Annotated in this window: 18 protein-coding genes; 16 read left to right on the forward strand and 2 right to left on the reverse strand. The window is 25.5% G+C overall.

All coding sequences use genetic code 11. The features are described 5' to 3' along the window. Window positions 1–231 precede the first annotated feature (231 nt). Both NQ543_RS00200 and NQ543_RS00205 read left to right on the forward strand, forming a co-directional pair. On the forward strand, window positions 232–1,581 hold the full coding sequence (locus tag NQ543_RS00200; RefSeq protein ID WP_004610826.1) for an NlpC/P60 family protein: 1,350 nt from the start codon (window positions 232–234) through the stop codon (window positions 1,579–1,581). 453 nt (window positions 1,582–2,034) lie between these two features. After that, the gene (locus NQ543_RS00205; protein WP_004610825.1) at window positions 2,035–3,162 is read left to right on the forward strand and encodes a L,D-transpeptidase family protein; all 1,128 of its coding nucleotides are present in this window, start codon (window positions 2,035–2,037) and stop codon (window positions 3,160–3,162) included. A gap of 71 nt (window positions 3,163–3,233) precedes the next feature. On the opposite strand, the gene NQ543_RS00210 is transcribed toward NQ543_RS00205, so the two are convergent. Further along, window positions 3,234–3,716: a phosphatase PAP2 family protein gene (locus NQ543_RS00210; RefSeq protein ID WP_004610824.1), complete on the reverse strand. Its 483-nt coding sequence runs from the start codon at window positions 3,714–3,716 to the stop codon at window positions 3,234–3,236. Window positions 3,717–3,902: 186 nt separating this feature from the next. Here NQ543_RS00210 and NQ543_RS00215 point away from each other — a divergent pair, with 186 nt between their 5' ends. The 13 genes from NQ543_RS00215 to rfbD all read left to right on the forward strand — a co-directional run bounded on the left by NQ543_RS00215 (window position 3,903) and on the right by rfbD (window position 19,167). After that, on the forward strand, window positions 3,903–5,267 hold the full coding sequence (locus tag NQ543_RS00215) for a sugar transferase (protein ID WP_039904792.1): 1,365 nt from the start codon (window positions 3,903–3,905) through the stop codon (window positions 5,265–5,267). Between the two features lie 25 nt (window positions 5,268–5,292). Next, window positions 5,293–6,162, forward strand: coding sequence for a beta-1,6-N-acetylglucosaminyltransferase (locus tag NQ543_RS00220; protein WP_187362830.1), 870 nt, complete (start codon window positions 5,293–5,295; stop codon window positions 6,160–6,162). Window positions 6,163–6,179: 17 nt separating this feature from the next. Next, entirely contained in the window at window positions 6,180–7,103 is a 924-nt protein-coding gene (locus NQ543_RS00225) for a glycosyltransferase (protein WP_039904791.1), read from the forward strand. 37 nt (window positions 7,104–7,140) lie between these two features. Beyond that, complete coding sequence (locus NQ543_RS00230) at window positions 7,141–7,812, forward strand: glycosyltransferase family 2 protein (RefSeq protein WP_004610820.1); 672 nt, start codon at window positions 7,141–7,143, stop codon at window positions 7,810–7,812. A gap of 17 nt (window positions 7,813–7,829) precedes the next feature. Further along, window positions 7,830–8,177 (forward strand): DUF2304 domain-containing protein, encoded by a 348-nt coding sequence (locus tag NQ543_RS00235; RefSeq protein ID WP_004610819.1) that lies wholly within the window; start codon window positions 7,830–7,832, stop codon window positions 8,175–8,177. Window positions 8,178–8,179: 2 nt separating this feature from the next. Then, window positions 8,180–9,172, forward strand: coding sequence for a glycosyltransferase family 2 protein (locus NQ543_RS00240; protein ID WP_004610818.1), 993 nt, complete (start codon window positions 8,180–8,182; stop codon window positions 9,170–9,172). 1 nt (window position 9,173) lies between these two features. After that, window positions 9,174–10,592, forward strand: a complete 1,419-nt coding sequence (locus NQ543_RS00245) for a flippase (RefSeq protein WP_004610817.1) — start codon at window positions 9,174–9,176, stop codon at window positions 10,590–10,592. Continuing rightward, the gene (locus NQ543_RS00250; protein ID WP_004610816.1) at window positions 10,592–11,722 is read left to right on the forward strand and encodes a glycosyltransferase; all 1,131 of its coding nucleotides are present in this window, start codon (window positions 10,592–10,594) and stop codon (window positions 11,720–11,722) included. Before NQ543_RS00245 ends, NQ543_RS00250 begins: the two co-directional genes overlap by 1 nt. Before the next feature lie 343 nt (window positions 11,723–12,065). After that, window positions 12,066–14,018: a DUF6077 domain-containing protein gene (locus NQ543_RS00255; RefSeq protein WP_230197326.1), complete on the forward strand. Its 1,953-nt coding sequence runs from the start codon at window positions 12,066–12,068 to the stop codon at window positions 14,016–14,018. Window positions 14,019–14,216: 198 nt separating this feature from the next. Then, a complete protein-coding gene (locus tag NQ543_RS00260) occupies window positions 14,217–15,347 on the forward strand; it encodes an ABC transporter ATP-binding protein (RefSeq protein WP_004610814.1) in 1,131 nt (376 codons plus the stop codon). Window positions 15,348–15,357: 10 nt separating this feature from the next. Beyond that, complete coding sequence (locus tag NQ543_RS00265; protein WP_004610813.1) at window positions 15,358–16,131, forward strand: ABC transporter permease; 774 nt, start codon at window positions 15,358–15,360, stop codon at window positions 16,129–16,131. Between the two features lie 16 nt (window positions 16,132–16,147). After that, the gene (locus NQ543_RS00270) at window positions 16,148–18,310 is read left to right on the forward strand and encodes a glycosyltransferase family 2 protein (RefSeq protein WP_230197322.1); all 2,163 of its coding nucleotides are present in this window, start codon (window positions 16,148–16,150) and stop codon (window positions 18,308–18,310) included. A 14-nt stretch (window positions 18,311–18,324) separates the two neighbouring features. Continuing rightward, window positions 18,325–19,167, forward strand: a complete 843-nt coding sequence (gene rfbD, locus NQ543_RS00275) for a dTDP-4-dehydrorhamnose reductase (RefSeq protein WP_004610811.1) — start codon at window positions 18,325–18,327, stop codon at window positions 19,165–19,167. 105 nt (window positions 19,168–19,272) lie between these two features. Here rfbD and NQ543_RS00280 read toward each other — a convergent pair whose 3' ends face one another. Next, window positions 19,273–20,094, reverse strand: a complete 822-nt coding sequence (locus tag NQ543_RS00280; protein WP_004610810.1) for a LicD family protein — start codon at window positions 20,092–20,094, stop codon at window positions 19,273–19,275. A gap of 341 nt (window positions 20,095–20,435) precedes the next feature. Between NQ543_RS00280 and NQ543_RS00285 the strand changes: the two genes are divergently transcribed. After that, on the forward strand, window positions 20,436–21,395 hold the full coding sequence (locus tag NQ543_RS00285) for a glycosyltransferase (RefSeq protein ID WP_050752833.1): 960 nt from the start codon (window positions 20,436–20,438) through the stop codon (window positions 21,393–21,395). Window position 21,396 lies beyond the last annotated feature (1 nt).

A 21,396-nucleotide genomic window follows, 5' to 3' on the forward strand; every position in this document is an offset into this window, starting at 1 on the left:
GAGGTTAGTATAAGTAAGTTTTAAAGTTAGCACATTTATTATTGAAGAGATAATATATTATATAAAATAAACTATTAAATAAAAGACATATGATAAATAAAATAGTATTAAAGCATATATTCACTTTTACAATTATAAATAAAATTAAGGAAAGGGAATTATATCAAATATTTCATAATCGTTATTTTATAATAATAGATTATAAATAATGATATATTGGGAAAGAATCTTATGAAAAAGTTTTTAAAGCTATTTGTGAAAGTAATGCTTATATGTACAATAATTATTTTAACTTTAGGATTTTTAACACCATCTTTTGCATTAAAAGCAATGGAGGCACCTGAGATAACTTATCAAGCATATGTCGAAGACAAAAAATGGCTAGAGATAGTCTCTAATGGTGAAATAGCGGGAACCACAGGTCAAAGTAAGAGGCTAGAAGCATTAATTATTAATCTTAAAGAAAATGAAAATAGTATGATAAAATATCGTGCTCACGTAGCTGAAATTGGATGGCAAACATGGGTAACATCAGGGATTCAAGCTGGTACTACTGGTAAGTCATCTGCTATAGAAGCAGTACAAGTTGAATTGACAGATGAATATATTGATAAATATGATATATATTATCGAGTACATGTTCCAAGTAAAGGATGGTTAGGTTGGGCAAAAAACGGAGAAACCGCTGGATCAGTGGGGATTTCTCTTCGAACAGAGGCATTTCAAATTAGATTGGTTACCAAAGGAAGTGAATTTTTAACAGGAGGTAAATCTTTATTAACAAAACCAATTTTAAACTATAGTGCACATGTACAAAATATTGGATGGATGAATTATGTTGGCGAAGGGACAACAGCAGGAACTACAGGTCAAAGTAAGAGAATGGAGGCTATTAGGATAAATTTAAGTGATTTTGAAGGAAATAACGGAATATTATATAGAGCGCATGTTTCTGATATAGGTTGGCAAAATTGGGTTTCTAGTAGTCAAGTGTCTGGGACAGAAGGTCAAGATAGAGCTATAGAAGCGGTAGAAATAAAATTATCGCCAACATTATCTGATTTTTTTGATATATATTATAGGGTGCATGTTTCACAAAATGATTGGCTAGGCTGGGCAAAAAATGGTGAACCAGCAGGGACAACAGGAGGTAGACTTCAATCAGAAGCTATTGAAGTTAGACTGATTGCTAAAGGAGACGATTTTAATAGAGGAGGCCCAGCTTATAAAAAAATAACACCGACAATACGTGATAAGATTGTTGATGCTGCGTATTCTAGATTAGGATGTCCGTATGTGTGGGGAGGAAATGGACCTAATTCGTTTGATTGTTCGGGCCTTGTTAGATGGTGCTACGCACAAGTAGGAATTTCAATTCCAAGAACTTCTGGGGATCAAGGTAATTGTGGAACCAAAATAAGTGTTTCACAAGCGCAACCAGGTGATATATTATGGAAATCTGGACATGTAGGGATTTATATTGGTAATGGGCAATATATACATGCACCTCATTCAGGTGAGGTGGTTAAAATTTCTTCCGTATCCAGTGGAAAATTTACACATGCTGTAAGGGTAGTGTAATATAAATTATTTTATTAAAAATAGATAAATTTTATAATTGAATATATACATTTAAAGAATATTAGTGATTGTTAAAATAAATTTCGAATATATTTAACAGCAAAGTAATAGTTTATAAAATCATAAAAAGATAGGGTGATAATGAAGCTAAATTTATTGATACTAATTTAATTTTTAAACAGATAATAAGGATTGATTCCTGCATTGCATAGGGGTTAATCTTTTTATTTTTATTCGTTGAATATTTAATGATAAGACATTAGTTTTATCTTTTTTATTATAAATAAGTAATATTTTTAAAAATAAAAATCAAAATATGTATTTAACTTTTAGAATGGGCTTAAAAATTATGATTATATGTAGTAAAATAGTATTAAAGAGTAGTGTGCAAGTAATAAATTTAATTTCGTAATATTAAAGTATAATATTTTTGATTAATGTGGAGGGATAATTATGAAAAAGGTAATATGTTTATTGATTAGTTTTGGGTTGATTTTTACTGCAATGTTAAATTTTGTATATGCTATAAATGGTAATGAAGATAATATAGAGACTGTTCAACAAACTGATGATACTATACCAAATATTTTTTATAATACTCATGTACAGGATTATGGCTGGTTAGGTACAGTTACTAATGGAAATGTAAGTGGGATGAGTGAAGAATCAAAAAGGTTAGAAGCAATTCAAATATCTTTAAATGAAAATAACTATGCTGGAAAGATTGAATATAGTACTTACATAGAAGATTACGGATGGCAAGATTATGTAGGTAATGGAGCTATTAGTGGTACAACCGGTGAATCTAGAAGGCTTGAAGCGATAAAAATCAGATTAAGTGGCGAAATATCAAATTATTATGATGTGTATTATCGGGTATATTGTCAAAATATTGGTTGGTTAGATTGGACAAGTAATGATAAAGTTGCAGGAACAGTAGGTGGTTCCTATAGATTAGAAGCAATTGAAATTAAACTCTATTCAAAAAATGCTGATAAACCAGTAGAAACAAATAAATCATCATTAACTTTTTCATATAGAAATGGATTTAAAGTTTGCTATGATGCTAATGATAATTTGTGTGAGGATTTAGAAAAACTAATAGGGTTACAAAACTCATATGCATTAAGGGTAAATAAACAAACTAATGTAGTAACGGTTTTAATACAAAATGGTGAAGGTGAATATGAAATAGCGTATAAACGTTTTATATGTTCAGTTGGGAATGATACGCCAACAGGGACATTTTATACACCTGCTAAATATCGTTGGCGAGCATTGGTAGAATCAAGCTATGGGCAATATTCTACAAGAATAGTTAATAGAATTTTATTTCATTCTGTTCCATATGATAAAATGAATCCATATACATTATTAACAGAGGAATATAATAAGTTAGGAACAACGTGTTCACATGGATGTGTAAGATTAACTTGTGAAGATGCTAAATGGATATATGATAACTGTACTTTGAAAACAAAAGTAGAAATAGTAACAAGAAGATTTGATCCATTAAATAAACCAAAGACTCAAAAAATTCCATCAAGTCAAACATGGGATCCAACTGATCCAAATATATAAAAAATAGAATATTAAAAATCCTGTTTAAACTAAAATAAATAATAGTTTAAACAGGATTTTATTCTATATAATTAGATAAAAATCATGTTAATAGCAAATGCAATACATATACTGACAATTACATCACTTAAATAATGAACACCAGATAGAAATCTAGAAATAGTTAATGCAATTGCTAATGTTGATAATAGTAGTCCCATATTAGGACCATATCTAAGAACTGTAAGAGCCACAGAAACAGCAAAGGCAACTTGAATACTTGGAAAAGAATAGTTTCTTCTTTTTAAATCATCTACAGGTTTTATATTATATTTTTGAATTGGACGTTTTCTATTAATTATTAATTTTAATACAATTACAATTAAAATAGAATATAAAGGATTCTTAATAAAGAAAAAAAGATGACTTTGCCATTCAATATAAATTTTTAATAAAAATAAAGAATAGAAAATTATTATCATATATGGGCAAAATCTAGATGTAAAGTGTATACATCCTTTAATAAATGGATGTTGCCAAATAAAATTATTCATATGTTTATAAAAAGTTTCCATTAAGTTAATCCTCCTTTTACTATTATAGCTTATATATGAATATTTGTCGATTTTAAGAAATAGTAGAAAGCAGACAAATGATAGAGGTAAAAATGACAAATATTCTAATATATGATATTATTAATGCGAGAACTTTGTAGAAATTTATAAAAAATATTAATCAATAAAACGATGAGAGGTGAAACAGTGAATAGAAAATTAATGCCTATTATGCTTTTTGCAATTGAGATAGTAATGTATTACTTTATTTGTCTGTATTTTCATATGGATACTAAATTAATAATAGGTTCAGGAACATTATATTTTTTATTTATGTTTATTTATGGGCACTATTCTTTAAAAACATGTTTAATTTGGAATGAGATTAAGCAATTAGTAAAAACAAGTTTTTGCTTTTTTATTGCTTTATTAGTTTTAGTACCTAAAAGTTATGGATATGATCGAAGAATTCATTTAACAGTTATGGTTGTTGCAATGTTTATTATAAGTTTACTTGCATCAAGATTTTTAAGAATTGCATTTAGAGAAATTTTTGCAAGAAAAACTTTAGTAATTGGCACAGGTTATGAAGCTGCACGACTTGGAAAAATATCTAATAATAATAGATTTGCATTAACTAGCGTAAAGGGATATGTAGATGTAAATAACACTAAAGATTTATTTGGTTTTAAACAAGAAAATATTATTAAACATAGTAGAGTATATGATTATGATAATTTAAATGAGGCTATTGAAAATAATGAAATTGAACAAATAATCATTGCTTTACCTGAAGCTAATCAACAAGTAATTGATAAAGTTATGAGTGATATTTATGGAAAAGTTGCCTCTGTAAAGTATCTTCCAAATGTTAATGGAACAATGACTTTTTCATCAGAAGTACAAGATTTTGATGGACAATTATTAATAGCTACATCAAATGATACAATTGGTATATTAGATAAGTTTATTAAAAGATTTATTGATATTTTAGCAGGAATTGTAGGGGTAATAACATTATTGCCATTAATGGTGTATGTAAAATATAAATATGTAAAAAGTGGAGATTATGATAATATCATGTTTTCACAGTATCGAATAGGTAAAAATGGTAAGTTAATTAAAATTTATAAATTTAGATCAATGATACCAAATGCTGAAAAAGAATTAGAAAGATTAATGAAGGAAGATTCTAAAATAAAAGAAGAATATTTGACTAATAAAAAATTAAAAGATGATCCTAGAATTACTCCAGTTGGTCATTTTTTAAGAAAAACTTCTTTAGATGAATGGCCACAGTTTATTAATGTTTTAAAAGGAGAAATGAGTTTTATTGGCCCTAGACCTTATCTTCCTAGAGAGAAAGAAGATATGGGTCAATATTATGATTCAATTATTAAGCTAAAACCAGGTGTTACGGGAATGTGGCAGGCTAATGGTAGAAGTGATGTTGAATTCAGTTATCGATGTAAATTGGATGATTATTATTATCATAATTGGTCAATTTGGTTAGACTTTACAATTATGTATAAGACTGTAAAAAGTGTAGTTTATGGAAAAGGATCATTATAAAATAAACCCTGAAAGGAAATTGATAATGAAAATTGCTTATATTATTTTATGTCATAAAAATGCAAAACAGATAAACATGATGATAGATGCATTAAATGATAAAGAAAATATTTTCTTCATTCATTTAGATAAAAAATCTAATATCGAAAACTTAATAAAAATGGGGTCTAATATTCATATATTACCTGAAGATAAAAGAATTGATATCAAGTGGGGAAATATTTCAATGATTAAAGCTACTAAAAATTTATTACAAGCAGTTTTTAATAGCAAGGAAAAATATGATTACGTTTGGTTATTAAGTGGGCAGGACTTTCCTTTAAAGAATCAAAGCGAGATAAAAAAATATTTAGAAGAAAATAGAGGAAAAAACTTTATTGAAGTAATAGATCAAAGTGATTTGACATATAATCGACTTCTAAAAAGAAATGAATTATATTATCCAGAATGGCTGATGAAAATATCTTTATTTTCTAGAGTAACGAAAATTATTTATATGATTGTTACCGGTGGTTTATCTAAAACATTATTTTTAAAGCGTAAAAATTTTTTGAATGTGAAATTTTATTTTGGTAGTCAATGGTGGGTTTTAACATATGACTGTATATTTGATATTTATAGTAGATTAGATTTATTTTCAAGCTATTATAAAAATTGTCTTGTACCTGATGAGTCAATATTTCAAACATTATTTATGAATAGTAACTATAAAGATACTTGTGAAGATAAGTTGACATTAGTGGATTGGAATGGACAGGTAAATCATCCTAAAACATTTACCATAAATGATTATGATGAGCTAATTAATTCAAATTATTTAATGGCGAGAAAATTTGATGAAAATATAGATGATAATATAATAAAAATGTTGTATGATAATTTAAAAAATAATTAAAAATTGAGGAGAATAAGATGTGTTTAGTATCAATTATTATGTCTACTTATAAAGAGGAAGAAATTTTTTTAAGACAGGCAATAGAATCTATATTAAATCAGTCATATAAAGATTTTGAATATATAATAATTTTAGATAATCCTGACAATAATTTACATATAAGAATTATTAAGGAATATGCAAACCTAGATAAGAGAATTAAATTTTATGTTAATGAAAAAAACATGGGACTTACAGCATCTTTGAATAAAGGGCTTGGATTGGCTAAAGGTAAATATATTTGTAGGATGGATGCTGATGATATTTCAATCAATAAACGTATAGAAAATCAAAAGAGGTATTTAGAAGAAAATAATTATGATTTAATTGGTGGAATATCTCAAATGATAGATGAAAATGGAAAAAGCATTTATTCAATAAAAAAAGTACCTACAAATATGGATAAGATAAAAAAAGCATTAAGATATAATCAAATTATTTCACATCCAACATGGTTTGGAAAAAAAGAAGTATTTGAGAAATTAAATGGTTATCGAAATATGCCATTATGTGAAGATTATGATTTTACATTAAGAGCAGTTTTAAATGGGTATAAAATATCTAATATTGATGAAACGGTGTTAAAGTATCGAATGACATCTTCTAGTATTTCTAGAAGCAATTTATATGAGCAATATCTTTTTGCAAGATTTATAACAAAAAAATATTCTAAAAATAAAATTGCAGATATTAAAGAGGCAAAGCAATATGTAAATAATCATAATGATGATAGAAAAGCTAAACGTTATTTAAAGGCAAATGCAAGATTTAATATTGCATTGAAAGATATTGAAGAAAAGAGATATTTTAAATTTATTATAGATGGAATTTTGTTGACTTTTACATCTTTTAATTATCTTGATAAAATATATCGATTTGTGAAAGTTAGTTCTTATAGCTAGTTATGTTGTAAAATATAAAATTATAAAGGAGAAAGAAATGAAAGTTTTAGTAATAATTCCTGCTTACAATGAGGAGGAGAATATTTTAAGAGTTGTTAGACAGCTAGAAGCTGCTAATACAGGTTGTGATTACGTGGTAATTAATGATTGTTCAAAAGATAGCACACCCAAAATTCTTGATGAAAATAAAATAAATCATATTGATTTACCAGTTAATTTAGGACTAACTGGTGCAGTACAAACAGGATATAAATATGCTTACGAGAATGATTATGATGCAGCAATTCAATTTGATGGTGATGGTCAACATTTACCAGAATATATACCTGCTTTAGTAAAAGAAATTGAAAATGGGCATGATATTGTGATTGGTTCAAGATTTGTTGATGTGAAAAAACATATGTCTGCTCGTATGGTAGGCAGTCGTTTAATTACTACAATGATTAAATTAACAACTGGACAAAAAATAAATGACCCTACAAGTGGGATGCGGATAATTAATCGTAAATTAATTAAAGATTATGCATATGAATTAAATCGAAAACCAGAACCGGATACTTTAGCATATCAAATGAAAAAAGGTTTTAAAGTGAAAGAAATTCAAGTAAAGATGGAAGATCGTGTTGCAGGAACAAGTATTTATGCTGGAATAGGTAGTTCGATTCAGTATATGTTAAGAGTTCTTATAACAATTATATTTTTTAATTAAGAGTAGGAGGAAAAAAAATGACATTGACATTACAATTAATTTTAATTATTTTATCAGTTTTTTTATTTTTAATATTGATAAAAAGTGTAAAGAAAGGCAAATTACGTTCTGACTATGCTCTCGTATGGTTATTATGTTCTATTGCTTTAATTATTGTAGCTATTTTTCCTCAAATAGCATATTTTGCTGCAAATTTTATTGGGGTAATTTCAACAGCTAATATGGTATTTGCTTTTATAATTTTTTTATTAATTATTGTAGTTTATACATTGTTTGTTAGAGTGTCAACATTAGAAGAAAAACAGAAAAATTTAATTCAACATATAGCGATATTAGAAAAAAAATTGCATGATAAAGAGGTGTAAATGTGAAAGTATCAGTTGCAATGTGTACCTATAATGGTGAAAAATATATCGAAGAACAATTGAATAGTATTTTACATCAAACAAAAAAAATAGATGAGATTATTATTTGTGATGATGGTTCTAAAGATAAAACATTAGAAATTTGTAATGAAATTTTAAAATCGAGTAATGTTGAATATACATTAAAATTGAATAAAAAAAATTTAGGGTTTGCTAAGAATTTTTATCAGGCAATTACATTATGTTCAGGAGATATAATCTTCTTTTGCGATCAAGATGATATTTGGAAAGAAAATAAAATAGATCTAATGTGTCAGGTATTTAATAATGATCCAGATACATTGTTAGTATTTTCTAATGCATATATTACAAATGAAAATTTAGAAGTTACAGGAAACCTTTTTGAAAGTTTAAGTTATCAAGATAAATATTTGAATAATCAATATGATGCACTTTACTATATATTGAACGATAATTTTGTTACTGGAGCAACTACTGCAATAAAAAAAGAAATATTGAATTATATTGGTGATTTAAATAATAGCTGGGCCCATGATTATTGGTTTGGAGTTATTGCAGCTCTATACGGTGGTTTAAAAAGTATTAATGAGCCATTGATTTATTATCGACAACATGAAAGTAATACAATTGGAATTGGAAAAAAATATGGATTTGATAAAATAAAAAAATTATTTTCTAAAAACAAAGAAAATAATAGAGAAAATCAATATGCTGAATTGCGATTACCGCAATTAATTTACTTAAATAAATTTATTAAAGAGCAAAAAATAGATATTCGTTATCAAAAAATCTTAGAAAAAAAAATAAATTTTTGGAGAAAAAGGGAACATTTTGGACAACAAGGAATTATAACAAATGTATTGATTGTAATTAAGGGGATGTTAAAAAAAGAACAAATAAATAATCGGAATGTTAATAATGCAATTTTAAAGGATTTGATAAAAGCAATTGCATTAGCAAAGAGGGATAAATAAAATGAAAAAAACAATTAGTAATATTTTTTATAATTGTGCTTCACAATTATTAGCAATTATTGTACCTTTAATAACTTCTCCATATATTTCTAGAGTTTTACTTCCTACTAATTTAGGAATTTATAGTTATATTGATTCAGTTGCCCAAATATTTGCAGTAATTGGGGCCTTAGGTTTGACTAATTATGGTATACGTGAAATAGCTTATGTGAAAGATGATAAAGAAAAACGATCTCAAATATTTTTTGAGATTATGATTCTAAAAATTATCCTTTTAATAGTTACATTCATACTTTATTATATGTTTTTTATAGGAACTCAGTATGAAAAATACTCAATGTATCAATTAATTTGGTTTATAGGAAGTTTTTTAGATGTAATTTGGTTTTATAATGGTTTAGAAGATTTTAAAACAGTTGTTTTAAGAACATGTATAATTAAAACATTTAACGTTTTATTAGTCTTTTTATTAGTAAAATCACCACAAGATATTACTAAATACATCTTGATTATGGGATTTTGTCAAGTACTTGGTGTATTAATTTGCTATCCAAGTATGACTAAACTAATTTGTAAACCTAATTGGAAAAAAATAAAAATTATTCCGCATCTTTTAGCAACATCAAAGATAGCATTACCTCAAATTGTAATTTTAGTATATTATCAAATGGATAAGATTATGATTGAATATTTTACACATGACTCTGCTATTATTGCATTTTATGATCAATCTGACAAAATTGTAAAAATTCCTGTTACAGCAATAACTGCAGTTTCTGCAGTGATGTTACCAAGAAGTGCGAATTTATTTGCTAGTAATGATAAAAATCAATTAAGTGAAAGTATTCGAATTACAATAAAATATACACTTTTATTAGTTTTTCCAATGACTTTAGGACTAATTAGTATTGCTCATAGTTTTGTACCATGGTTTTATGGCCCTGGATATGATGAAGTGGCACCGATTATTATCTCATTATGTCCTGTTATTATTGCTAGGGGATTATCAAGTATATCTAGTACACAATATTTAGTGCCAACTAAAAATACAAAATATCTTACAATTTCCAGTATCTTTTCAGCAATTTTAAATGTAGTTATAAACTATTTAACGATTCCAATTTGGGGAGTTTATGGAGCAGCATTAGGAACAATTTTTGCAGAGTTTAGTGTGACGATCATTCAATATTATTATATGGCAAAAGATATTGAACTAAATGGATTATTTAAAGGAGTATTAAAATATTTATTATTTGCATTAATTTCTACAATACCATGTTATTTTATTTTTATTACTTTAGGGACACATATATATACTACACTATTACAGGTTTTTGTAGCTATTATTATTTATATGTTTTTATTAATTGTCACTAAAGATGAGCTTTTAATGATTTTTACAAAAAAGGGAGCTAAGTGATGAAAAAATTATATTTCGTTTTTGATCAAATTCCTTCTGCTCAAAGTGGGGGATTAATTGGAATGTATTTGAATATTTGTGAAATATTAAAATATGATTATGATATAGAAATTGTGAGTATTTATAATTGCGATAAGGATAATTTAAAATTATTTGAAAATTATAATATAAAGATTATGAACAAATTTAATATTGATAATCGCTTTTTTAAAGTTATTCAATATATAAGAGATAAACAAATTAAAAAAACTTTTAAAGCAGTAATTAGTGCTATAGTATTCTTTTTATATATTCCAATTTGTCGTTATAAAATGGCAAAAATGTTTAAAAATGAACGAAGGATAATTGTTACATCTCCAGCTGCTGGAATATTTATGAGTAAAAAAAATAAATTTATTTTAGAGATACATACAAAATATGAATATTTTTGGAGTGGAAATTTTGGAGCAAGATTACAAATAAAATTAATGACAAGACCTAGTTTGATTCTTTTTAGAAGTCAAGCGGATGCAAAAAAAGCATTGAATAAAGGATATAATGCAAACTATATTTATAATTTTGCAGGAAATATAATTGAACCTGAATATGATTTTAATCAAAGAAAGAATAATTTTTTATTTATGGGAAGATTAGATAAAAATAAAAATCCACTACGACTAATTAAAATATTTGAGAAAATAAAATCAAAAGGATATTTATTACATTTAGATATATATGGTTCAGGTGAATTAGAGAAAGAATTAGAAAAATATATTGATGCACATAATCTAGAAAAAATTGTTTCTTTAAAAGGATTTACAACAAATAAAGAAATATACACTCAATATACAGCACTTCTATCAGCATCAATTAATGAAGGATTGCCATTGACAGTATTAGAGGCAAAGCGTTGCGGAGTTCCAATCATTACTTTTAGTTGGGGAGATTCAACAAATGAAGTTGTAAATAATGATATTGATGGATATATAGTTGATAGCGATGAAGAGTTTATCAATAAAATTATTTTATTAACTAAACAGCAGGAATTATTAAAAGAAATATCAATTAAAGCAAAGAATAATTATAATAATTTTTCACCAGATAGTTTTAAAGATAAATACATTAATTATATTGAAAATTATTGCAGTTAGTGAATAGTAAGAGAAAAATAAAACTAGTATTTTGAGAATTATTAAAATGATTTGAATATATTTTTCATAAAATACATTAATTATAGTACTGTTTTATTGGTTTATTACCATAAATTTTAAAACATCTAAGTAGTAGTATATATTATTTTATTGGATTATGAGACATTAGATATTTTTTCTTTATTTTGTAAGAATTTTAAATTGAAAGAATTCAAAAAAGATTAGAACATTAATATTTTGTAGTTCAAAAAAATAATTTATTATAAGTAAATTAGTAAAAAATTATTTTGATATAAAATATAAATATGGAGAAATGGAGGAAAATATGGATTATATATTAGGTATGTTTTTTTTAATTTTTATATTTTTCTATTACTATATTTTAGGTGATTTTGTCCTTGATAAAGTTGGAGCAAAATATACAAAATTTAGATCTTTTAGAATACTAACAGGTTTTATTTTTTGTTATTTTATATCGTTTGTTGTAGGTTTACCTTGCCAACTATTTAAGGTGAATTGGAGCATATTTTTTTGGAGTCTATTAATTATAAATATAATTTTATTTATTTTTGTGAATAAATATAAATTTAAAAATCTTAAGAATTTTTTTGAATTTATGCGCAGTAGATTTAATAAAAATTACATTATGAAATGGATAAAAAACAACTGGGTATGTTTGGTTTTTGTATTAATTTTTATGTTTTTATCGATTTCAAATGTAATGGTACTATATCAATTGAATTATGATGATACTTATTATATAAGTAAAATTATAAATTCTATTGGAGCACCAGCACTACAAAATGAAGATTATTTTAATGGTATGCTACTTAATCAAGGATCCATTGATTTAGGAAGAATATTAAATACATATGAAATTAGTTATGGTTTTTGGGCAAGTTTGTTTCATATAAAAGTATCTATATTTTGTAGATTTGTAATGAATTTACATAACTATATTATATTTACAATTGTTATTAAAAATTTAGCATCATTATTTTTAAAGAAAGATAAGTGTCAATATGTAATATTACCTTTTTTTATTTATTTGATTTCATCAGGATACTTAATGGAAGGAAATGCTGATTATCATATACGTTCATTTGATTTATGGCAATTTCAAACAGCAATGTGGTATGGTGGATCAGTTGTAAGAACACTAACAATACCAATTATGTTTCTTTATAGTGTACCATTACTATTAGATAAAATTAAAATAAAGCCATTTTTTATGATAAGCGTTGTTGCAATTACGATGGTATCCTTTTCATCAGTAGCTATACCGATAATAGTAGTATTATTTTTTGTATTATACATTTTAAAGTTCATATTAAATGTAAAAGATGCAATATTAGAAAAAAATATCAAAAAAATATGTATAAATATATTAGGTTTATTATTTATAGTTGGGCTATTATTAATGACAAAAAAATTAGATCGTACATTTTTATTAGATCCAAGTACAATAGATTCTTGGAAAGAAACTATATACCCATATAAATTATATTATGTCAATAATGATATGATTTTTAAATATAGCTGGATAATTATATTAATAGGTTTTTTAATTTTATTAAAAACAAAATGGTTTGTATTTCCTTTGTTTATAAGTTTATTGGGCTTAATTGTATTAACTGGTTATTTTTCAGAGTTATTATGTTTGACATCGGTTAATTTCTTTTTTGTTACAGTAAGATTTTTCTCAGCAATTCAATTCATGGTAATGTTTTTAATAGGATTAATAATTATAATATTATTTTCAAAATTAAATAAAAATATAGTTAATAATTTAATATCATTAGGAACAATAATAGCAGTAATGAGTTTTATTGTAATCAATTATTATTCTATTATTCAATATGAATTTTTGGCTTCGGGAATAAATAGAGAAGGGTATGATATTCAAGAAGCTGTTAAAAATGAGACATTGATTTTAGATATTTATAATGATATAGGAGAATATTTTAATACTTTACCATATGGGAATTATACATTATTAGCACCTGCTGAATTTTCAATCAATGGTCATACGGTGATATATCCTGGTTTTGTTATGGGATCAAATAGGATACAAATAGTTTATAGATTTGATGATGAAAAAATGAATCAAAATTATAATATTATAAATAAATATTTAAATAATGAGATATCGTATAACGAAGCAAAAGATGCATTACAATATTTTCAGGATAGCTATGTTTTAACTTTTTCAAAAAAGCAAGCTGATGAATTAGAAAATAATGGATCAAAACAGGTTTATAAACAAGATAATTATTATTTAATGAAATTGAATTAATAAAATAATTTTATTTAATATATTTAAATCAAAAGAGTCAAGTACTAAAATTGACTCTTTTAAGCATATTAGAATAATATTGAAAGAATGGGTAACAGAATAATGGTTTTTGCCTTTTATTATGGTACAATATTACTGATAAATTTGATTTTATATACAACTATGATATAATACGAACGTATAAAAAGTGGAGGACTTATGAATACGAATAATGCAATCGAAGTTAGAAATATGACCAAATATTTCAAAATGGAATATGATAAAGCACATACATTAAAAGAAAGACTAGTATCTTCTAGAAAGAATAAAAGAGAGGTACATACTGTTTTAAAAAATATTAATTTGGATATAAGAAAAGGAGAAAGTGTTTGCCTAATTGGAACAAATGGTAGTGGTAAATCAACTCTTTTGAAATTGATGACAAAAATTATTTATCCAAATGAAGGTACAATTGAAACAAATGGAAAATTAACGTCTTTATTAGAATTAGGAGCAGGTTTTCATCCGGATTTTACTGGGAGAGAAAATATATATTTTAATGCGGCAGTATTTGGATTAACTAGAAAAGAAATAGAAAAGCGTGTAGATGATATTATTGAATTTTCTGAATTAGGCGATTTTATTGATAATCCAATCCGTACATATTCGTCAGGTATGTATATGAGATTAGCTTTTTCAATTGCAATAAACGTAGATGCTGAGATATTATTAATTGATGAAATCTTAGCAGTTGGTGATCAACATTTTCAAGATAAATGTTTTGATAAGCTAAGAGAATTACGTGATAGTGAAAAAACAATTGTAATTGTTTCCCATAGCTTAGATACGGTAAAAGATTTATGTAATCGAGCAGTATGGATTTATAAGGGTGAATTTAGGCTAGATGGAGATCCAGTTTATGTTATTGATGAATATTTAAAACAGGTTAAAATAGATCATAAAGAAGAAGCAAAAAAGAAACAAAAGGATGATGGTAATTATCATGGAATTATTGTTTTAGATGTTCCTAAATCGTTTGAAGAAATAGATTCTAAAACACATAGATTTGCAATTTCAGGATGGTGTTTAAGCGACTGCATTGATCGAAAATTAAAAGTATTTTTTGATGATAAAGAAATACCATTACATCACTTAGTAAAGCGTGAAGATGTATTAATGGCATATCAAGAAAAATATGGTGGTTATGGAACAAATGAAGATGAATGCGGTTTTACTTATGTTGTGGATATAGATGATTGTAAAATAGGAGAACATTTAATAGTAGCACAATTAATAGATAATAAAGGTAAGATAATTTCTCAAAAAGATTTAAAGGTAAATATCGTATAGGGGTAGAAAAATGAAACTGATAAAAGATTTATATGAATATCGTGAATTACTAAAAACAAATGTAAAAAAGGATATTAGAGGTAAATATAAAGGCTCTTTTTTAGGAGTACTTTGGTCTTTTTTGAACCCTTTATTAATGGTTGTTGTATATGCAATTGTCTTTCCATATATTATGAGAATTAAAGTAGATAATTATTTACAATATCTAATCTGTGGGGTTATCCCATGGAATTTCTTTACAACAGTAATGGGATTAGGGATGGGAAGTATTAAAAATAATGCTGGTATAGTTAATAAAGTGTACTTTCCAAGAGAAATCTTACCGATATCGGCATCTTTAAGTGGACTTGTGAATTTCTTTATTGCATGCATTATTATTATTTTGTTTTGTGTTTTTGGAGGTTTAGGGATAAGTTGGCATATAATTTTAGTACCGTTTATTGCAATAATTCAATTTTTAATTACAACAGGTTTAGTATTAGGATTAAGTGCAGTCAATGTTTATGTTCAAGATACTGAATATATTGTTCAATTTATTATCAATATGTTATTTTATGCTACACCAATATTATATCCTCCAGAACAATTTCCAAAAGTAATTAGATGGGTTTTAAATTTAAATCCTTTTTCACAAATTGTAAATGCATATCGAGATTTGTTTATGTACCATACACTGCCATCACTTACTAGTATTATTTATGTATTAGTTATCGCTGGAATATGTTTTTATATTGGTTTAAAAATATTTAGAAAATTAGAAAAAGGATTTGCAGAAGAAATTTAAATTTGGTGGATTGATTATGAAAAAAATTATTGATATAGATTATATAAATGTTAGAGATGCCCATGTACATGGAATTATTAATCCAACATTTATTATGTATGGAAATTGTGATTTAGAAAAATATGATTTTGAAGTAGAAGTTGATGGGATTAAAAGAAAGGTTAAGTTTAAACCAGATTTAGCATCTGATAATTATGAATTAATTGTTCCGTTAAATAATAGCGATAAACTTGTAGAAGTATATTTAATAGCTAATAATGAAAGACAATTGGTTTGTATTAGAGAAAATACGAGAATGAAAAGAATAAAATCTAAGATACGAGTAATTTTGCGTAAAGTATTTGGAAATATGGCACATCGACTTAGAAAATTAAAATATATAATTCGTGTATTATTTAATGAATTAAAGTTTATATTAAAAAATCATACGGTTAAAGGTAGTATAAAAAGAATTAAGTATAATTTAAGCCGTTTAGAATTAGAAATAACATTCTATAATTTTATGAAACAAGAAGATTATTTAGAATGGTTAGAAGTTAATGAAAAAGAAGACAAAGAGATATTATCTTTTGATTATAATCCATTAATTAGCATTTGTATTCCTGTTTACAATGTTGAAAGAAAATATTTATCTGAATGTTTGGATTCTATTCTTGGACAATCATATCAAAATTTTGAGATTTGTTTATCTAATGATTGTTCAACACTAAAAGAAACATTAGATACATTAGAAGAATATGAAAAAAAGGATAACAGAATTAAAGTATTTCATCGAAAAGAAAATGGCCATATTTCCAAAGCAACCAATGATGCTCTAGCAATTGCATCTGGTGAATTTATTGGTTTAATGGATAATGATGATTTACTTACTAAAAACGCACTATATGAATGTGTAAAAGTATTAAATGAAAATCCTAATTTAGATTTTATTTACAGTGATGAAGATAAAATTGATTTAGCAGGAAAAAGAAGAGATCCGCATTTTAAATCAGATTTTGCACCTGATAGTATTTTAGGAAGTAATTATATATGTCATTTTGAAATCATGCGAAAAAGCATTGTTGATAAAATTGGTGGATTTAGAGTAGGATTAGAAGGTGCTCAAGATTATGATATATTCTTACGCTTTTTTGAACAAACAACGCCAGAAAGAATCTATCATATTCCTAAAGTACTTTATCATTGGCGAATGATTGAAGGTTCAACAGCTGCAGAGATTGATAACAAGGGTTATGCAATTGAAAGAGGACGCCAAGCTGTTGCAGACGCGATGGAACGTAGAGGTATAAATGCTGATGTAAAAGTTCATCCAAGGGTACCATATTATATAGTTGAGTATAAATATGAAATTGAGCCAATGATTTCAATCATTATACCAACAAAAGATTATGCTGATGTAACTGAGCAATGTTTAAAATCTTTATATGAAAAAACAACATATACAAATTTCGAAGTTATTGTAATGAATAATAACAGTCAAAAACCAGAAACATTTGCTCTATTTGATAAATACAAAAATATGCATAGTAACTTTAGAGTAATTGATGCAAATTACGAATTCAACTATTCTAAAATAAATAATCAAGGTGTAAAAGAAGCTAATGGAGAATATATTGTACTTTTAAATAATGACACTGAAATTATTACTCCTAATTGGTTAGAATTAATGGTAGGTTATGCTATACAACCACATATTGGTGCAGTAGGAGCTAAATTATTATATCCTGATAACACAGTACAACATGCTGGAGTAATTTTAGGAATTGGTGGAATTGCGCAACATACATTTATTGGATGTGCAAAAGAAGATCCCGGATTTTATGGAAGATTATCAGTACCATTCAATTATAGTGCAGTAACTGCTGCTTGTTTGATGGTAGCAAAGGATAAATTTAACGAAGTTGGTGGTTTAGAAGAATATTTACAAGTAGCTTTCAATGACATTGATTTCAATTTGAAATTATTAGAAAAAGGTTACTATAATGTATGTTTAAATCATGTAGAGTTATATCATCATGAATCAAAATCTAGAGGTTTAGATACTACAAGTGAAAAATACAAAAGATTTGTTTCCGAACATGATTATATGAAAGATAAATGGTCAAATATCTTATACAATGATAAGTTTTATAATCCAAATCTTAGTTTAAAAAAAGCATTTGTGTTAGATAGAAAATAGGAGGAAAACAGGCAATGAAATTATTAGTAACTGGTGTTAAAGGCCAATTAGGATATGATATTGTTAATGAATGTAAAAGAAGAGATATTGATGCAATAGGTGTCGATGTTGAGGAAATGGATATTACAGATGCTAAAAAAGTAGATGAAGTTATTAAATCTGGAAATTATGATGCTGTAATTCACTGTGCAGCATGGACAGCAGTAGACAAAGCAGAAGATGAAGTAGAAGCATGTACTAAAGTAAATGTTGATGGAACTAAAAACATTGCAAATGTATGTAAAGAGTTAAATATTCCAATGATGTATTTTTCTACAGATTATGTATTTGATGGACAAGGTGATCAACCTTGGCATGAATATGACAAAAGATATCCATTAAATGTATATGGTCAAACTAAATATGAAGGTGAATTAGCAGTAGAAGCTTTAGAAAAACATTTCATTGTTCGTATTGCTTGGGTGTTCGGTGTTAATGGTAATAATTTTATCAAAACAATGCTTCGTTTAGGAAAAGAAAGAGGAGCTGTAAGTGTTGTAAATGATCAAATTGGTTCACCTACATATACATATGATTTATCTAAGTTAGTAGTTGATATGATTCAAACTGATAAATATGGAACTTATCATGCAACTAATGAAGGGTTGTGTTCTTGGTATGAATTTGCATGTGAAATATTTAAACAAGCTAAATTAGATGTAGAAGTTACACCTGTAGATTCAAATGCTTTTCCAGCTAAAGCTAAAAGACCTAATAATAGTAGAATGTCAAAGGAGATGTTAGATAAAAATGGTTTTGATCGTTTACCTACATGGCAGGATGCTTTAAGAAGATATTTAAAAGAAATTGAAAAATAAGTATAGTTAAGATGTTAATAAGAATAAAAAAGCAAGTACATTGTTTGTATTTGCTTTTTTAAATAAATACCGCATATTTTATGTGTAGTTAAATGGGGCAATGTATTATTTTTTGTCTTCATTTAAAATATACGCTTCAAAATCATGAAATACACGATCAGCAGGTTTAGGTAATTCCATATAGTTTCCATACATATTAGTTAGATACTCATCATAGCCAGAAGGAATAGGAAACAAATCGTCTTCAAATTGACATTCTAATGTAGTGGAATAAATTGATTTATTAAATATCTCTCGATATTGATTGGGCCATACTAAATTGCCAATATAATTAGAATCATAATTTTGAACAAGTAACAATATTTTAGTAACCCAATATTTATTATCTTTATTAAAACAAATTATTGAGTAGAATATTTTAGCAAAAAAAGCAATTACTTTCTTTGTAGTAGTTGATAAATTTCCAGATACATAGATTTTATTAAAAAATTTATAGATTGAATGTTTTTTTACTACTTTTTTTATTTCAGTATTAGTTTTTGGAAATTCATCTAATGGGAATATATCAATCCACACTCCTAAACAGTATTCTTTTTTTATATCTTTTTCATATACAATAGTATTTGTATCGACAATTTTAATATATGGATAAATATAATTATCATCTAATGGAAGACAGAATTTATAAGCAGTATTTTCAATATATCGATTTTCTTTTACTAATTTTATTAGTTTATTGTATGAATTTCTTGGAATACAAATATCAATATCATCGTCCCAAGGTATAAATCCTTTATGACGTATTGCTCCTAATAAAGTTCCTCCACATAAATAATATATTATATTATTTTTTTGAGCAAAAGTTTTAAATGATTTTAATATATTTAATTCTAATGATTGAATCTCTTGAGAAGAAATTCTTTTCATTTTTTCATCCCCTTTTTAAAAGTTATTATTGGATATATTATCATATTTTGTAGAATTTTTAAATATAAACCTAACGATTTCTTAATAAAATCTTAAGATAAAATTAAGAATTAAGTTATTCAAATAAGTTTATGTAAAAATTATTCTATAATATTTAAATACAATGATATATTAATTTTACATACTACAATGGTTTCATATTAAATATGAAATTTATATTGATATTAAGTCTTTTAATCAAAGCTTAAAAATCTAAATATTAAAAGAAATTGATTATTAAAAATAAAAATGCTAGTATTAGATATAATTAGTATTATAAAAAAATAAAGTGTGGTGAATTTATGAAAATATCATTGATCATGGCAGTATACAATGGTGAAAAATATTTAATTAAACAACTTCAATCAATTAATAATCAAACTAATAAAATAGATGAAGTTATTTTAATCGATGACTGTTCTAAAGATAGATCAGTTGAAATAGTTGAAGAATTTATAAAAGAAAATCAATTAGATAATTGGAAATTAATTATAAATAATGAAAATTTAGGATATAAGAATAACTTTAAAAAGGGACTATCATTAGTAAGTGGAGATATAATTTTTTTAGCTGATCAAGACGATATTTGGCATCTTGATAAAGTTGAAAAAATTTTAACAGTAATGAATGATGATATACTAGCAATCTCATCAAGTTTTGATTTTATAAACCAAGATGATCAAAAATTTCAAATAAAACAAAATATAAATAAATCAAATAATAATATAATTGATTTTAAAATAACAGAAAAACTAACAAAGATTGATTTAAAATATCTTTTGAAAAGTAATATTGCTCAAGGATGTACAATGGCAGTAAGAAAAGAATTAGTAAAAGAATACTTACAAGTTACTAAAAGTAAATTACCACATGATTGGGATTTGAATTTAATTGCTTCAATACATAATGGTTGCTATTTTTATGATGAAAAATTAATTGATTATCGAATTCATGATGCTAATACAATTGGATTAGATGAAGTTGATCAAACATTCCTTGAAAATAAAGACAAGCGCACAAAAGATAGAATTAGTTACTTAAAATCTGAATTAGGAAATGTTGAATATGCATTAGGTTTAGATTTAACAAGTCAAGACCATAATATGTGCTTAAGAAACAAGAAATATTTGAATGATCGAATTAAATATATCGAAGCAAAAAAAATATTTAAATTAGTTAAATATTATATTAGTGGAAACTATCGAGAATTTGGAAGACTAAAAACATTTTTAGGTGATATAGTAAGTGTAGTAAGAAAATAAT

This window comes from Thomasclavelia spiroformis DSM 1552, from assembly GCF_025149465.1.
GTDB lineage: Bacteria > Bacillota_I > Bacilli_A > Erysipelotrichales > Coprobacillaceae > Thomasclavelia > Thomasclavelia spiroformis.

Coding starts and splice junctions, on each gene's coding strand:
- NQ543_RS00225 (WP_039904791.1), top strand. CDS start 6,180: ATGTGTTTAGTATCAATTATTATGTCTACTTATAAAGAGGAAGAAATT.
- rfbD (WP_004610811.1), top strand. CDS start 18,325: ATGAAATTATTAGTAACTGGTGTTAAAGGCCAATTAGGATATGATATT.
- NQ543_RS00220 (WP_187362830.1), top strand. CDS start 5,293: ATGAAAATTGCTTATATTATTTTATGTCATAAAAATGCAAAACAGATA.
- NQ543_RS00235 (WP_004610819.1), top strand. CDS start 7,830: ATGACATTGACATTACAATTAATTTTAATTATTTTATCAGTTTTTTTA.
- NQ543_RS00285 (WP_050752833.1), top strand. CDS start 20,436: ATGAAAATATCATTGATCATGGCAGTATACAATGGTGAAAAATATTTA.
- NQ543_RS00245 (WP_004610817.1), top strand. CDS start 9,174: ATGAAAAAAACAATTAGTAATATTTTTTATAATTGTGCTTCACAATTA.
- NQ543_RS00265 (WP_004610813.1), top strand. CDS start 15,358: ATGAAACTGATAAAAGATTTATATGAATATCGTGAATTACTAAAAACA.
- NQ543_RS00200 (WP_004610826.1), top strand. CDS start 232: ATGAAAAAGTTTTTAAAGCTATTTGTGAAAGTAATGCTTATATGTACA.
- NQ543_RS00270 (WP_230197322.1), top strand. CDS start 16,148: ATGAAAAAAATTATTGATATAGATTATATAAATGTTAGAGATGCCCAT.
- NQ543_RS00250 (WP_004610816.1), top strand. CDS start 10,592: ATGAAAAAATTATATTTCGTTTTTGATCAAATTCCTTCTGCTCAAAGT.
- NQ543_RS00280 (WP_004610810.1), bottom strand. CDS start 20,094: ATGAAAAGAATTTCTTCTCAAGAGATTCAATCATTAGAATTAAATATA.
- NQ543_RS00205 (WP_004610825.1), top strand. CDS start 2,035: ATGAAAAAGGTAATATGTTTATTGATTAGTTTTGGGTTGATTTTTACT.
- NQ543_RS00210 (WP_004610824.1), bottom strand. CDS start 3,716: ATGGAAACTTTTTATAAACATATGAATAATTTTATTTGGCAACATCCA.
- NQ543_RS00255 (WP_230197326.1), top strand. CDS start 12,066: ATGTTTTTTTTAATTTTTATATTTTTCTATTACTATATTTTAGGTGAT.
- NQ543_RS00260 (WP_004610814.1), top strand. CDS start 14,217: ATGAATACGAATAATGCAATCGAAGTTAGAAATATGACCAAATATTTC.
- NQ543_RS00230 (WP_004610820.1), top strand. CDS start 7,141: ATGAAAGTTTTAGTAATAATTCCTGCTTACAATGAGGAGGAGAATATT.